The organism is Candidatus Zixiibacteriota bacterium, assembly GCA_018820315.1.
Taxonomy (GTDB): domain Bacteria; phylum Zixibacteria; class MSB-5A5; order JAABVY01; family JAHJOQ01; genus JAHJOQ01.
On record JAHJOQ010000029.1, the window covers coordinates 23,486 to 38,112 of the forward strand.

Genomic DNA, 14,627 nt, shown 5'->3' on the forward strand with positions numbered 1-14,627 from the left:
CATGTCATGTTGTTACAGCTCTACCGGATGCGGCCTGCTTTGCCTGATCGTAGCGCGAAAACTCCATCGTATACACTGCCCGCCCTTGCGAAAGAGATCTCACTCTGGTGGCGTATCCAAACATCTCCGACAGCGGAACTTCAGCGCTGACCACCTGCGCATCCGCACGGTGATCAACACCCCTAATCTTGCCGCGTCGTGTTTTGAGATCGCTCATGATCTCACCCACATGCTCATCGGGGGATACAACCTCTACGTTCATGAATGGCTCGAGCAGACGGGGCTTCGCCTTACGCGCACCCTCCTGATAGGCCATGGACGCGGCAATCTTGAAAGCCAAATCAGACGAGTCCACCTCGTGGAACGAACCGGAGAGCAGCATAGCTTCGACTCCGATAGTAGGATACCCCGCAAGGACGCCTGATTGCATGGCATCTCGGACTCCTCTCTCGACAGCGGTAACGAATTCGACCGGAATCTGATCAACACTCGATACATTCACAAAGGCAAAGTCGGATCCGTCCACAGTCGGCCGAAAGCGCATCAATACATGGCCATACTGGCCCCGTCCCCCCAACTGCTTGATGAATTTCGCCTCAGCCTCACCGACATCGGTGATAGTCTCTTTGTATGCCACCTGCGGTTTGCCTATATTGGCTTGAACCGAAAACTCCCGAGTTAGCCGATTGACAAGGACCTCGAGATGGAGTTCACCCATGCCGGCAATTACAGTCTGCCCAGTATCTTCGTCAATTCTCACTTCGAACGTAGGATCTTCATCGGCAAGACGCTGCAGCGCGACGGCAAGCTTGTCCTGATCCGCCTTTGTGCGTGGCTCTATCGCCACCCAGATAACCGGCTCAGGGAAGACAATCTGTTCCAACAGAATAGGATGCTTCAGATCTGTCAGCGTACTTCCTGTCGCCGTAAATCGCAATCCAACGGCAGCAACAATATCCCCGGCAGAGGCCGTTCGCAGGTCTTCACACTTGTTGGCATGCATAGCTAGAATCCGCCCAATCCTCTCCTTCTTGCCTGTGCTGACATTGATCACAGTGCTACCAGCGTTGACCGTCCCGGAATAAACTCGAAAATAAGTCAATCGACCAACGTAGGGGTCAGACATTATCTTAAAAGCCAGTGCGGAGAAGGGCTCGCTGTCATCCGGCTTCCTGATCTCTTCCTTCTCACTCTTCGGATTAACTCCTCTGATCGGCGGAAGATCAGCGGGCGATGGCAAATAGTCGGTTATGGCATCCATTAGGAGCTGAACACCTTTGTTTTTGAACGCCGACCCACACAGAACCGGAATGACTTTGCAGGCAATGGTAGCTTTTCTGAGTGCCTGCTTTATCTCAGAGACAGAAACATCCTGATCTTCAAGCAGCTTTTCCATTATGCCGTCATCGAAATTGCTCAGCGTATCAAGAAGTTTTTCATGATAGCTCCTTGCCGAATCGATCATGTCCTCAGGGATAGGGGCGGTATCGAATTCTGCTCCAAGGCTCTCTTCATCGTACAGTCTATAGGTCATGTCCAGCACATCGACTATCCCTTCGAATCCAGACCCCTCTCCTTTGGGCAGAGCCAGCACAAGCACATTTGCTTTCAACTTCTTGCGCATCATATCCACTGTGCGATCGAACGACGCCCCGATACGGTCCATCTTGTTAATGAAGGCCATCCTGGGGATGTGATACTGGTCAGCCTGCCTCCAGACAGTCTCCGACTGAGGCTCAACGCCTCCCACCGCACAAAACACACCGATTGCACCGTCGAGCACTCTGAGTGACCGCTCGACTTCAGCAGTAAAATCGACATGCCCCGGTGTGTCAATTATGTTGATTGTGATGTTGTTCCAGAAGCATGTTGTCGCGGCTGACGTGATCGTAATGCCACGCTCTTTTTCCTGTTCCATCCAGTCCATGGTCGCAGCACCGTCATCAACCTCTCCAATGCGGTGAGTCCTGCCGCTGTAGAACAGAATTCGCTCAGTAGTAGTAGTCTTACCGGCATCTATATGTGCAATGATACCGATATTGCGGACCATCTTTATGTTCGTCTTAAGTGTCATGACAAAAAAACTCCACTCCCAACATAGAACACGAGCCTTCTATACCGGAGCAGAGACTTCTATATTTTGTTTCCGGCCAACCTTCCTGCCGGCAACTCCTGTCAAAGAACTTCAGTCTACCATCTGAAATGCGCAAAGGCCTTGTTAGCCTCCGCCATGCGATGCGTATCCTCTCTCTTCTTTATTGAAGCGCCTTCATTCTTCGCTGCCGCCATAAACTCGCCCGCAAGCTTTTCAGCCATCGAATGCTCGCTACGACTGCGAGAGTAGCCGATCAGCCATCTGATTGCGAGCGCATTGCGGCGATTCGGCCGAACTTCGATCGGAACCTGGTATGTCGCACCGCCGACGCGGCGTGACTTCACCTCAAGAACCGGCTTGACGTTACTCAAGGCCTTGTGGAAGATATCCAGACCTTTCTGATTTGTCTTCTGCTCGACAATCTCTAAGGCATCATAGAAGAGCCTTTCGGCTGTGGATTTTCTGCCTTCCATCATCAGGTTATGAATAAAATAGGTCACCATTGTATCTCCATACACGGAGTCCGGCGGCCTCTGTCTCTTCTGAATTTTTTTTCGTCTAGCCATACCTGCAACTACTTCTTAGGTTTCTTGGTTCCGTACTTCGAACGGCTCTTGTTGCGGTCATCTACGCCCGAGGCATCCATTGTGCCGCGAATGATATGGTACCGCACTCCAGGCAGATCTTTGACTCGGCCTCCGCGGATCATTACAATCGAATGCTCCTGCAGATTATGACCTTCTCCCGGAATGTAAGCCGTTACTTCAATACCGTTTGTGAGCCTGACTCGCGCGACCTTTCGAAGAGCCGAATTTGGCTTCTTCGGAGTCGATGTGTATACTCGCGTGCAGACTCCTCTTTTCTGCGGACAGCTTTTCATCGCAGGAGTATTAGTCTTCTCGATAATCCGCTTTCGTCCGAATCTGATCAACTGGTTAACTGTCGGCAACTCTTACCTCGTTCAATGAGTTACTGTTCAAATACAGATATTCATAATAAGTTCCAAGCCACTATTGTCAAGTGTTTTCTTCAATCAGCTCCATCTCTTGGGTGTCAGACACGGCAGCCGGTTTCTCCTGTGGGAGGATCTTGATAGCCCGGTATTTCTCCAACCCGGTACCAGCCGGAATCAGATGACCGATAATGACATTCTCTTTGAGTCCCATGAGATCGTCAGTTTTGCCGTGGATCGCCGCTTCTGTCAGGACTTTTGTTGTCTCCTGGAAAGATGCTGCAGAAATGAAGCTATCCGTTGACAAGGACGCCTTGGTGATTCCCAGCAGCAGCGGCTGGAATGTCGCCGGATCGCCACCCTCTGCGATGACTCTGTCGTTCTCATCTTTGAATCGATGCCTGTCGATTTGCTCGCCCTCAAGGAAGTTCGTATCACCGACCGTTTCGACCCTGACCTTCTGAAGCATTTGTCTCACAACGACTTCGATGTGCTTGTCATTGATCTTTACACCTTGCAGCCGGTATACTTCCTGAACCTCGTTCACCAGATACTCCTGCACCGCATTGGAGCCGAGAATTCTCAAGATATCATGCGGATCAATAGCTCCTTCGCAAAGGCGCTCGCCGGCAGAGACATAATCGTCCTCATGAACACGCATGTGCTTGCCGTGCGGAACGAGATACTCTTTCTCCTCGCCACCCTCAGACTCTTCACCTGTGACAAGAATCTGCTGGTTACCACGAACGATCTTGCCAAACTTGACCACTCCGTCGATCTCAGATATAACAGCAGGATCACGCGGCTTTCTTGCCTCAAATAGCTCAGCCACTCTCGGCAGACCACCTGTGATATCCCGTGTTTTTGAGATATCTCGCGGTATTTTCACCAGCTGTTCGCCTTTGAAGATCGAGTCTCCATTCTTCACCAGCAGCTGTGCGCCGGTCGGGATCGAATAAGTGCCGACCTTCTTGTCATCTTTGTTATAGATATCGATCGCCGGCATGAGAGCTTTCTCACGCTGCTCGATGATAACCCATTTTCTGAACCCGGATTTCTCGTCCAACTCCTCGCGCACAGAGAGATCTTCCACGATGTCCCTGAACGCTACTCGACCGGATCGTTCAGTCAGAATAGTGTTGCTGTACGGATCCCACTCAAAGACAGTGTCACCCTTCTTAACGGTATCTCCATCCTTGATTGTCAACACTGAAGCATAGGGAACATTGAAACGAGCGCGTACGCGACCTTTGGAATCTACAATCTGAAGTTCGGTTTCGCGGTTGACGACGATGCTCATTCCATCCTTGCGCGTGATAGTCTTCATCTTGGAAAGCTTCACTTCGCCGTCATACTTCGCTTCCACCTTAGATTGTTCAGTAATACGGGCGGCCGTACCACCGATATGGAATGTCCGTAGGGTAAGCTGTGTGCCCGGTTCACCGATGGACTGAGCTGCGATCACTCCGACAGCCTCACCAAGTTCTACCGGCTCACGAGTCGCCAAGTTTCGGCCATAGCATGCTCCGCACACACCACGCTTTGTCTCGCATGTGAGAACAGATCTAATTCGGACGCCTTCTATACCTGCATCTTCGATTTGAACAGCGACATCCTCGTGTATTTCAAATCCGGCCTTCACGAGAATTTCGTCGGTGAGTGGATCATAAATATCTTCGAGCGCCACACGACCGACGATACGGTCCGACAGAGACTCGATGACTTCTTCGCCCTCTTTCAGGGCAGTCATAGTAATCCCAAGAATCGTATCGCAGTCTTTCTCGGTGATGATTACATCCTGAGCTACATCGACGAGTCGTCGGGTCAGGTAGCCGGCGTCAGCAGTCTTCAGAGCGGTATCAGCGAGACCCTTGCGGGCTCCGTGAGTCGAGATGAAGTACTCGAGTACGTTTAGACCTTCACGGAAGTTCGAGACAATCGGCGACTCAATGATTTCACCGATCTGCCCTGTCATCCTCTTCTGTGGCTTGGCCATCAAACCACGCATGCCTGCAAGCTGTCTGATCTGCTCTTTGGACGATCGGGCACCTGAGTCAGCCATCATATAGACAGGATTGAACCCATCTTCTTCACGGGACAGCCCCTCGAACATCGCCTCAGCGACTTCAGATGTCGTCCTCGTCCATATGTCGACTATCTTGTTATATCGTTCACCGTTCGTTATAACGCCCTTCTCATATGTCTTCTGTACCTGCTTGACTTCCTTCTCGGCTTCCTTCACGAGAGCTGTCTTCTCTGCGGGAACAACGAGATCATCAATCCCCACGGTGATGCCCGCCAGCGTTGCATATTCAAATCCGAAGTGTTTGAGCCTATCCAGGAACTCGGAAGTCTTCGCAGGGCCCAGCGTAATGTAAGCCTGCAACACAAGCTCTTCCAGCCTCTTTCTGCTGGCCGTCTCGTTAAAGAAAGGCAGTTCGTCCGGGAATATCGTGTTGAATACGACCCGCCCCATCGAAGTCTCTATTCGCTGGTCACCTACTCGGACAACTATACTCGCGTTCAATCCAACCGCGCCGGCAGCGTGAGCAGCCAGAGCCTCATCTTTCGACGAGAATATACTCTTCTCGCCCTTGACACCCGGTCTCGGCTTGGTCAGATAGTGAATACCGAGTACGATATCCTGAGATGGAGTCGCAACCGGTCTTCCTGATGATGGTAAGAGGATGTTATTAGTCGAAAGCATCAGCAGCTTGGCTTCAAGCTGCGCTTCAAATGACAACGGCACATAGACTGCCATTTGGTCACCGTCAAAGTCCGCGTTGAATGCGGCACAGACAAGTGGGTGCAGTCTGATAGCCTTACCTTCAATCAGCACCGGATAGAAAGCCTGGATTCCGAGCCTGTGAAGAGTTGGGGCACGGTTAAGAAGCACCGGATGATCGCCAATGATTTCTTCGAGGATATCCCAGACTTCCGGGCGTTCCTTCTCGACCAGCCTCTTAGCCGACTTGACCGTTTGCACGTAGCCCTTCTCTTCGAGCTTCATAATAATGAAAGGCTTAAAGAGCTCCAGCGCCATATTTTTCGGCAGGCCGCACTGATGCAACTTCAGTTCCGGACCTACCACGATTACAGATCGGCCTGAGTAGTCAACGCGCTTGCCGAGGAGATTCTGACGGAATCTACCCTGCTTGCCCTTGAGCAAATCGGACAATGATCGCAGCGGACGCTTCGAATCACCGCGGACTGAGTGCGTCCTTCGGCCATTGTCGAACAGCGCGTCGATAGACTCCTGCAGCATTCGCTTCTCATTGCGGAGAATCACTTCAGGAGCTCTGATTTCCATCAATTTCTTTAGTCTGTTATTACGGTTTATTACTCGCCGGTACAGATCATTAAGGTCCGAAGTCGCAAAACGACCACCCTCAAGCGGCACAAGTGGGCGCAAGTCCGGCGGAATTATCGGGATAAAATCGAATATCATCCATTGAGGCTTGTTGTTGGACTGCCTAAATGCCTCTACCACGCGAAGACGCTTCAGCACATCTTTCTTGCGCTGAGCAGATGTCTCGACCTTGACCTGGGCACGCAGATGAATCGACATTTCCTCGATATCAATCCTGGAAAGCAACTCTCGAACAGCATCGGCACCCATCCGCGCATCGAACTCCTTGCCGGCATCTACCAACTCCTGATAGTCCTCTTCAGTAATGATGTCTTTCTCTTTAAAGGACGTGTTTCCGGGGTCGATTACAATATAGGCTTCATAGTAGAGAACTCTCTCAAGCTCCCTGACCGAAAGATCCAGAAGATAGCCGATCCTTGACGGAAGTGACTTGAAATACCAGATGTGAGAGACCGGTACTGCGAGTTTGATGTGCCCCATTCTCTCGCGACGGACTCTCGAATGAGTAACCTCCACGCCACATCGGTCACAGACTATTCCGCGAAACCGCACACGTTTGTACTTTCCGCAAGAGCATTCAAAATCCTTCACGGGACCAAAAATGCGTTCACAGAAAAGGCCTTCACGTTCAGGTTTGAATGTCCGATAGTTGATGGTTTCCGGTTTGGTCACTTCCCCATTGGACCATGATTCAATGGTTTCCGGAGAAGCGAGCTGAATCCGGATTGCGGAAAAATCTGACGGTCGTTTTACCTGGTGAGGAACAAAATCGACCATTTAAGATCACTCCTTACGATTTGAGACCGATTAAACCCAACATGCGTCAGGCTAAATTTACTTCTCTATCAAGTCTACATCCAGCCCAAGGGCCTGAAGTTCCTTAACTAACACGTTGAACGACTCGGGAACGCCCGGCTCCGGTGGGTTTGCACCCTTGACTATTGCCTCGTAGACTTTCGACCGTCCCTGCACATCATCCGACTTCACAGTCAGCATCTCCTGCAGAGCGTAGGCAGCGCCATACGCCTCCATCGCCCAGACTTCCATCTCCCCGAATCGCTGGCCGCCAAACTGAGCTTTTCCGCCCAGAGGCTGCTGCGTTACCAGAGAATATGGACCAATCGAACGAGCGTGTATCTTGTCGTCGACCAGATGCGAAAGCTTCATTATATACATAGAACCAACCGTGACTTCATTGTCAAAAGGCTGACCTGTGCGACCATCATTCAGAACAGTCTTGCCTGATACCGGCAGCCCAGCCTCAGTCAGCTCAGTTTTGACTTCCTCAAGAGTTGCTCCATCGAAAACGGGTGTCGACACGAACTTGTTGCGAGTCTTGGCAGCCCACCCTAAATGAGTCTCGAGAATCTGTCCCACGTTCATACGAGATGGTACGCCCAGCGGATTGAGAATGACATCAACCGGAGTTCCGTCAGGCATATATGGCATATCCTCCAATGGCAGGATTTTCGCCACAACACCCTTGTTCCCGTGCCGCCCAGCCATCTTGTCACCGACAGCGAGTTTGCGTCGTATGGCAATCCGGGCCTTGACAAGCTGCTTCACACCCGGAGGAAGTTCTGCGCCGCGAACCACCTTGTCCACTTCATTTTCCATCTGATGTCGCTTGGTTGCGATAAGCTTATCCGCTTCCGCCAGAACCTCTTCAACCTTCTTGTTGACTCTGCTCTCCTGGCACCATCCATCCTCGGCAACAGCAAACTCGAGATCTATACCTTCAAGCGAATCTTCACGGAACTTGTGGCCGGAACGAATCAAGACGGTCGCATCTTCAGACTTCCTGATTGTATTTGCAGTGTATCCATCCAGAAGCTTTATGACCTTTTCGTTTCTGAGACGTGCAATCTCATTTGTCATAGCCGTGAAGTTTTTCTTGAGCTTTGCGATTTCGCTCTTCTCTATCTTCTTGGCTTCCTCAGTGCGCTCCTTGCGAGAGAATACCTGCGTATCGATCACGACTCCCTTCAGTCCCGGCGGGGCCTTCAAAGAAGCATCCCTGATATCGCCGGCCTTCTCGCCAAAGATAGCTCTCAGCAGTCGCTCCTCAGGTGAAAGCTCGGTCTCCCCTTTCGGAGTCACTTTGCCGACCAGTATATCGCCTGCTTCGACCTCGGCTCCGATTCGGACAATGCCGCGTTCATCAAGGTGAGAAAGAGCATCCTCAGAGACGTTAGGAATCTCACGCGTAACTTCCTCTGATCCACGCTTCGTATCACGGACCTGAAGTTCGAATTCTTCAATATGAATCGACGTGAAAATGTCTCTGTGTATCAACTCCTCAGACACGATTATTGCGTCCTCAAAGTTGTATCCTCGCCACGGCATAAAGGCAACTGTCGCGTTGTATCCAAGCGCAAGTTCGCCACCGTGAGTCGCCGGACCATCGGCAATTACGTCTCCGGCCTCGACCTCGTCGCCGAGATCTATTATCGGTTTATAGCCTATGCAAGTGTCCTGATTGGAGCGCTTGAACTTGATGAGGCTGTATTCATCCTCCTCGACAAAACCGAGTCCGGCCTCACCCGAACCCTTGTTCGGCTTAATCCGGATATCAACAGAATCCACATAAGTTACCGTTCCGGCGTTCTTGGCAAGAATCGATGCCCCGGAATCTCTCGCTACAGCAGCTTCCATGCCCGTCCCGACCAACGGTGGTTCGGTACAAAGCAACGGCACAGCCTGGCGTTGCATGTTAGATCCCATGAGAGCACGGTTAGCGTCATCATGCTCCAGGAAAGGGATCAGCGCGGCAGCGACTGAGACGACCTGCTTGGGAGACACATCCATATACTCAATCTTCTCGGGTGCAACTACCGGGTAATCGCTCTGGAAACGCGCTGTGATAAGCTGGTTGACAAATCCTCCCTTATCATCAAGGGGCTCGTTCGCCTGTGCGATGACATACTTATCTTCCTGATCGGCGGACAAAAAGATGATCTCATCGGTCACTCTGCTTTTGACACACTTGCGGTACGGGGTCTCAAGGAATCCGTACTTGTTGATTCTCGCGTAGGTAGCCAATGAGGCAATCAATCCGATGTTCGGTCCTTCAGGAGTCTCAATCGGACAGACACGACCGTAATGCGTATGATGTACGTCTCGCACCTCGAAGCCAGCACGCTCCCTGGTAAGACCGCCCGGACCGAGTGCCGATAGACGCCTCTTGTGTGTAAGCTCGGACAGCGGGTTGATCTGATCCATGAACTGGGACAGCTGGGACGATCCGAAGAAAGTATCCACTACTGCTGAAACCGTTCTGGCGTTGACCAGATCATGAGGAGCAATATTCTCATTGTCTTTCAAACTCATGCGCTCTCTTATCGTTCTCGCAATTCGTGATAATCCGACGGAGAATAGGTTTGAGAGAAGCTCGCCTACAGAGCGCGCACGACGATTACCCAAATGGTCGATATCATCCACGAAACCGTGGCCGTTTTTCAATCTAACAAGGTAATCGATAATGGCTATAAAGTCTTTGATATCGAGAGTGACCTTATCGAGAGGCAGATCGAGTCCGAGCCTCTGATTGATCATGTAACGACCGACCTCACCGAGATCATATCTCTTCTCTGAGAAGAACATCTTCTCGACCAGCCCCTGAGCCATCTCCACATTGGGCGGCTCACCGGGACGCATCTGTGAATAGAGTTTTATCAGCGCTTCCTCACCCGATCTGGTCGGGTCCTTCTTAAAAGTATTCGGAATTACCTTAATGTCTCTAGTCTCAGCCTCTTTCAGCAAAGTAATCGAAGGAATCTTGAGTTCTCTCAGACGCTGACCGATCTCCTCAGTCAACTGATCCCCTGCTGTGAGGATCAACTCACCTGTCTCAGTGTCCACGATGTCCGAGGCAACGCAACGTCCGATAGCTTTCTCGAGCTTCTTCGGAGTCAGTGCTGTTTTCTCGAGTTCATAGAACTGACCAAGAATATCTTCGTTCGACGAAAACCCGAGAGCGCGCAAAAGAGTGGTCACCGGGATCTTTCGCCGCGAGTCGATATGTACGAACATTATGTCGTTTATGTCGATTGAAAACTCCACCCATGAGCCTCTGAAGGGGATAATCCGGGCAGAGAAGATTCTCTTCCCGTTAGGGTGGATGTCATCGTCGAAAAACACACCGGGCGACCGGTGGAGCTGCGAAACGATGACTCTCTCTGCCCCATTAATTATGAAAGTACCCTGATCGGTCAGCAGAGGCAGTTCGCCCAGGAAAACATCCTGTTCGATGATGTCCCTGACTTCCTTGGTTTTGTCCTCCGATTCACGCGCGATCAAGCGCAGAGTAGCCTTCAAAGGAGCAGAATGCGTCATATTGCGCTCCTGGCATTCTCTAACCGTATAGCGGGATGTGCCTACCGAGTACTTCACGAACTCCAGCGAAAAGTTCTCATGAATATCGGAAATCGGGAATATCTCCAGAAATATCTTCTGAAGTCCCTGAGGCGCCCTCTTCTCCGGAGGAATTTCAAGCTGCAGGAACTGCTCGAAAGACTTCAACTGGACATCCAGCAGATTCGGCATATCTGCCGGAGACCTCAATTTGGCATATGAATGCCTCTTTGCCTGGGTTACCTTAGCCAAGACGGTCACCCTCCATGCAAGAGTATTTCATCAATGGGATTGACTCCCTCTTTTCAAAGAGCTGACGAACCCGTTTAGTGTTCAATCACCCACCACCATAATGTGAGTTCCGCCAGGATTGTTCCAGGCGGCATTAATTAGCCCTACACTAGAAATGAACCGAAGAGGTCGAAGGCGAGATAATATGTCCAGCGACTCCCTCACACATGCCTCTAATGTTAGGGATTAAAGAGGTGCCCCGGGTTTCGTCTACCCGGAGAGCCCTCTACTTAATCTCTATCTGAGCGCCAACTTCTTCGAGCTTGGCCTTCGCAGCTTCCGCCTCATCACGAGTCACAGACTCTTTGATGTTGCTCGGATATCCGTCAACAACTTCCTTGGCTTCTTTCAAGCCGAGGCTGGTAAGCTCGCGCACGACCTTGATGACCTGTATCTTCTTGTCACCGACAGCCGTCAGGACAACGTCAAACTCGGTCTGTTCTTCAACAGCGGCCTCCGCCGGACCGCCCGCAGCAGCTACTGCAACAGGCATAGCAGCTGAAACACCGAATTTATCCTGGAGCTGCTTGGAAAGATCCGCAAGCTCCAAAACGGTCATTTTCTCAATCAAGTCAATAATTTGACCAACTGCATCTTCTGCCACCGTCATTCTCCTTAAGAATCAGTTTCAATCACTGTTGCCAGGGAGTGCCTCCGGGCAAAAGCCCGCTCCCATACATATCTATTTGCAACTTAGAAGCAGCTCTCTATTCTACTGTGCCTTCGCTTCGGCAATGGCATCTACGGTCAAGACTAACTCACGCAGTATGCTGTCAAGCGTACCGACAAGGGCAGTCATCGGAGATAAAATCACACCGACTACCCTCGAAAGAAGTTCGTCTCTGCTCGGCAACTGAGCAAGCTGCTCCAGCTCGGCCTGACCGAAGATTGTGCCGTCAACCAATCCGACTTTGAAGGCTGGTTTTTGGGTCGCTTTGTTGGCTTTTGCGAACTCGTACAAAAGCTTAACGCCGATCGTAGGATCACCCTGGCTAAATGCAACCGCCGTCGGACCTGTCCAGTGATCTGCAAGCTTGGCATACTGACCGCCAACGGAGTCCGCAGCTATCTTAAAAAGCGTATTCTTTGCAATCAGATACTTGACACTGCTCTCTCTTAGGGACTTGCGCAATGCATTCATCTGCTCAACAGTCAACCCGGCATAGTCAGACAGAAGCACGGCATTTGATGCTTCCATTTGCTCCTTCAGCTTGGCGACCAATTCTATCTTTTCCGGCTTTGGCATCTTGCTGGCTCCTTAATTATTATCGCAACGCACTCGGCTTAGCTATGGCTACTGCCTGAGAGCCGTGAGCAGTTCTTGAGTATCAAGCTTAACACCTGCGCCCATCGTCGAAGTGATCGAGGCATTTCTAAGATACAGCCCTTTTGATGTTGCGGGCTTCAGCCTCATAATCATGTCGACAAATGACAGCGCGTTTTCTTTGAGTTTAGTATCGTCGAAGGACACCTTCCCGATGGGCACGGCTATATTCCCGGTGCGATCCACACGGAAGGCTATCTTGCCCTTCTTGATGTCGGCAACGGCTTTGCCAACATCCGGAGTTACAGTGCCGGATTTCGGATTCGGCATCATCCCCTTCGGGCCTAGCAGCTTACCGATCTTACCGACTTCAGCCATGACATCCGGTGACGCGACAACAACATCAATCTCAAGCCATCCACCCTTGAGCTTCTCGATATAGTCCTCAAGACCGACATGATCAGCGCCGGCATCAGTGGCTTCCTTGACCTTCTCGCCCTTGGTCAATACCAGGACTTTGACCTCTTTGCCAGTGCCGTGTGGCAGTGTGACAGTCCCTCGAATCATCTGATCCGCTTTCTTGGGGTCGACACCGAGTCTGACCACGAATTCCACCGTCTCATCGAACTTCGTGAAAGAGTTGCCCTTGACCAGCTTCACCGCTTCTTCTATAGCGTACGCAGTCCGGGAGTCAACTTTCTCTCTTATCGCTCTGTGTTGCTTACCGCTTCTCATCTGACACAAACCTTTCAGATTCTATTCTGTAACCTCGATGCCCATACTCCTGGCAGTACCGGCGACCATTTTCATGGCGGTCTCGACGCTTGAAGCGTTCAAGTCCGGCATTTTCAGCTCGGCGATCTCTCTGACCTGTGCAAGAGTGACCTGGCCAACCTTGTCACGATTCGGTTCCCCGGAAGCTTTTGGCACTTTTGCCGCCTTTTTCAGAAGAACTGCGGCGGGAGGTGTTTTCGTTATGAATGAAAAACTCTTATCGAAGTAAACCGTTATTACAACTGGTATTATCATTCCGGCCTGCTGCTGGGTGCGTGCATTGAATGCCTTGCAGAACTCCATAATATTGACGCCGTGCTGTCCCAGCGCAGGTCCGATCGGTGGAGCAGGATTAGCGTTCCCCGCCGGAATCTGCAATTTTATGTAACCTGAAATCTTCTTTGCCATAAACTAAATACTCCTACGAAACAGATTCCACCTGCAGGAAATCTAGCTCCACAGGTGTTGGACGGCCGAAAATCGAAACCATAACCTTAACCTTCTTGCGCTCCATATTGATCTCAGAAACAAAACCTGAAAAATCTGCAAACGGACCATCGATTACTTTAACCGAATCCCCGGTTCTGAACGGAAAATCGGTTACCTCTTCCACTCTGCCATGATCCATCTGACCCATCACGCGGTCTACTTCCTGCTGAGTGATAGGAACCGGTTTGCCGACCGTCCCTACAAAACTCGTTATGCCAGGTGTATTCCTCACAATATGTTCAGTCTGCTTATTCAAATCCATCTCTATAAGGATGTAACTCGGCAGGAATTTCTTCGTCGACGTAGATCTCTTACCCTGCCGCATCTCTGTAACTTCCTGAGTCGGAATCAGGATCTGCGTAATCTGCTCCTCCAGACCATATTGCGCAATCGCCGTATCGAGATGGCGCTTCGCTTTCTGTTCGTGACCAGAATACGTGTGCACCACGTACCACTTCAAATCTGCCATACGTAATCCCTATTGTCTTTAGCTCAGCACCAGCGCCATGAGGTTGCTCAGTCCCTGATCAACCAGGAAGATGAATATTGCCAGAACTAATGACACGAAAATCGTAACGATGGTCGAACCTATAAGTTCCTGCTTTGAAGGCCATGTGACTTTTTTCAGCTCGACGACCGTTTCCTTAATGTACTTTACTACTTTATCCTTCATAATATACTTCCTGGCAGGTCTGGAGGGACTTGAACCCCCAACCCCCGGTTTTGGAGACCGGTGCTCTAGCCAATTGAGCTACAGACCTGTCAATCTCTCAGCGAGTCTCCTTGTGCAACGTATGCTTATTGCAGAACGGGCAGTACTTCTTGAAGCTCTGCCTGTCCGGATGCTTGCGCTTATTCTTGTCAGTCGTGTAGTTGCGGCGTTTACAATCGCCGCATGCCAGGATCATCAGCTCTCTCGGCATAACTTACTCCAGAATCTCCGTTACGACACCGGCTCCGACGGTACGACCGCCTTCGCGGATAGCGAAACGAAGCTCTTTCTCCATCGCTACTGCTGTGTGAAGCTCCACTTCCATCG

The 14,627-nt window shown here is 50.9% G+C and carries 13 protein-coding genes and 1 tRNA gene; all 14 read right to left on the reverse strand.

The window, feature by feature from the left end; translation table 11 throughout:
- Window positions 1-4 precede the first annotated feature (4 nt).
- Window positions 5-2,074, reverse strand: coding sequence for an elongation factor G (gene fusA / locus KKH67_02630; protein ID MBU1318072.1), 2,070 nt, complete (start codon window positions 2,072-2,074; stop codon window positions 5-7).
- Between the two features lie 116 nt (window positions 2,075-2,190).
- Complete coding sequence (gene rpsG / locus KKH67_02635) at window positions 2,191-2,661, reverse strand: 30S ribosomal protein S7 (protein MBU1318073.1); 471 nt, start codon at window positions 2,659-2,661, stop codon at window positions 2,191-2,193.
- 8 nt (window positions 2,662-2,669) lie between these two features.
- Window positions 2,670-3,044: a 30S ribosomal protein S12 gene (gene rpsL, locus KKH67_02640; protein ID MBU1318074.1), complete on the reverse strand. Its 375-nt coding sequence runs from the start codon at window positions 3,042-3,044 to the stop codon at window positions 2,670-2,672.
- Window positions 3,045-3,111: 67 nt separating this feature from the next.
- Complete coding sequence (gene rpoC / locus KKH67_02645; protein MBU1318075.1) at window positions 3,112-7,194, reverse strand: DNA-directed RNA polymerase subunit beta'; 4,083 nt, start codon at window positions 7,192-7,194, stop codon at window positions 3,112-3,114.
- A 57-nt stretch (window positions 7,195-7,251) separates the two neighbouring features.
- Window positions 7,252-11,022, reverse strand: coding sequence for a DNA-directed RNA polymerase subunit beta (rpoB, locus tag KKH67_02650; protein ID MBU1318076.1), 3,771 nt, complete (start codon window positions 11,020-11,022; stop codon window positions 7,252-7,254).
- 265 nt (window positions 11,023-11,287) lie between these two features.
- Window positions 11,288-11,671: a 50S ribosomal protein L7/L12 gene (gene rplL, locus KKH67_02655; protein MBU1318077.1), complete on the reverse strand. Its 384-nt coding sequence runs from the start codon at window positions 11,669-11,671 to the stop codon at window positions 11,288-11,290.
- Between the two features lie 102 nt (window positions 11,672-11,773).
- Window positions 11,774-12,307, reverse strand: a complete 534-nt coding sequence (rplJ, locus tag KKH67_02660; GenBank protein ID MBU1318078.1) for a 50S ribosomal protein L10 — start codon at window positions 12,305-12,307, stop codon at window positions 11,774-11,776.
- A gap of 48 nt (window positions 12,308-12,355) precedes the next feature.
- The gene (gene rplA, locus KKH67_02665; GenBank protein ID MBU1318079.1) at window positions 12,356-13,060 is read right to left on the reverse strand and encodes a 50S ribosomal protein L1; all 705 of its coding nucleotides are present in this window, start codon (window positions 13,058-13,060) and stop codon (window positions 12,356-12,358) included.
- A 21-nt stretch (window positions 13,061-13,081) separates the two neighbouring features.
- Window positions 13,082-13,507 carry a 50S ribosomal protein L11 gene (gene rplK / locus KKH67_02670; protein ID MBU1318080.1) on the reverse strand — a complete coding sequence of 142 codons (426 nt, stop codon included), beginning with the start codon at window positions 13,505-13,507 and terminating at the stop codon, window positions 13,082-13,084.
- A gap of 13 nt (window positions 13,508-13,520) precedes the next feature.
- A complete protein-coding gene (gene nusG, locus KKH67_02675; protein MBU1318081.1) occupies window positions 13,521-14,057 on the reverse strand; it encodes a transcription termination/antitermination protein NusG in 537 nt (178 codons plus the stop codon).
- Window positions 14,058-14,075: 18 nt separating this feature from the next.
- Window positions 14,076-14,261, reverse strand: coding sequence for a preprotein translocase subunit SecE (secE, locus tag KKH67_02680; protein ID MBU1318082.1), 186 nt, complete (start codon window positions 14,259-14,261; stop codon window positions 14,076-14,078).
- 11 nt (window positions 14,262-14,272) lie between these two features.
- Window positions 14,273-14,349, reverse strand: a tRNA-Trp gene (locus KKH67_02685).
- A gap of 9 nt (window positions 14,350-14,358) precedes the next feature.
- The gene (gene rpmG, locus KKH67_02690; GenBank protein MBU1318083.1) at window positions 14,359-14,511 is read right to left on the reverse strand and encodes a 50S ribosomal protein L33; all 153 of its coding nucleotides are present in this window, start codon (window positions 14,509-14,511) and stop codon (window positions 14,359-14,361) included.
- A 3-nt stretch (window positions 14,512-14,514) separates the two neighbouring features.
- Window positions 14,515-14,627, reverse strand: a 113-nt coding sequence (locus tag KKH67_02695; protein ID MBU1318084.1) for a hypothetical protein, incomplete at its 5' end; no start/stop codon positions are given.

What these genes read in the sequence shown, in the direction of transcription:
- fusA (MBU1318072.1), bottom strand. Translation starts at nt 2,074, where the DNA reads ATGACACTTAAGACGAACATAAAGATGGTCCGCAATATCGGTATCATT.
- rplA (MBU1318079.1), bottom strand. Translation starts at nt 13,060, where the DNA reads ATGAGAAGCGGTAAGCAACACAGAGCGATAAGAGAGAAAGTTGACTCC.
- rplL (MBU1318077.1), bottom strand. Translation starts at nt 11,671, where the DNA reads ATGACGGTGGCAGAAGATGCAGTTGGTCAAATTATTGACTTGATTGAG.
- rpsG (MBU1318073.1), bottom strand. Translation starts at nt 2,661, where the DNA reads ATGGCTAGACGAAAAAAAATTCAGAAGAGACAGAGGCCGCCGGACTCC.
- secE (MBU1318082.1), bottom strand. Translation starts at nt 14,261, where the DNA reads ATGAAGGATAAAGTAGTAAAGTACATTAAGGAAACGGTCGTCGAGCTG.
- rplK (MBU1318080.1), bottom strand. Translation starts at nt 13,507, where the DNA reads ATGGCAAAGAAGATTTCAGGTTACATAAAATTGCAGATTCCGGCGGGG.
- rpoC (MBU1318075.1), bottom strand. Translation starts at nt 7,194, where the DNA reads ATGGTCGATTTTGTTCCTCACCAGGTAAAACGACCGTCAGATTTTTCC.
- nusG (MBU1318081.1), bottom strand. Translation starts at nt 14,057, where the DNA reads ATGGCAGATTTGAAGTGGTACGTGGTGCACACGTATTCTGGTCACGAA.
- rplJ (MBU1318078.1), bottom strand. Translation starts at nt 12,307, where the DNA reads ATGCCAAAGCCGGAAAAGATAGAATTGGTCGCCAAGCTGAAGGAGCAA.
- rpmG (MBU1318083.1), bottom strand. Translation starts at nt 14,511, where the DNA reads ATGCCGAGAGAGCTGATGATCCTGGCATGCGGCGATTGTAAACGCCGC.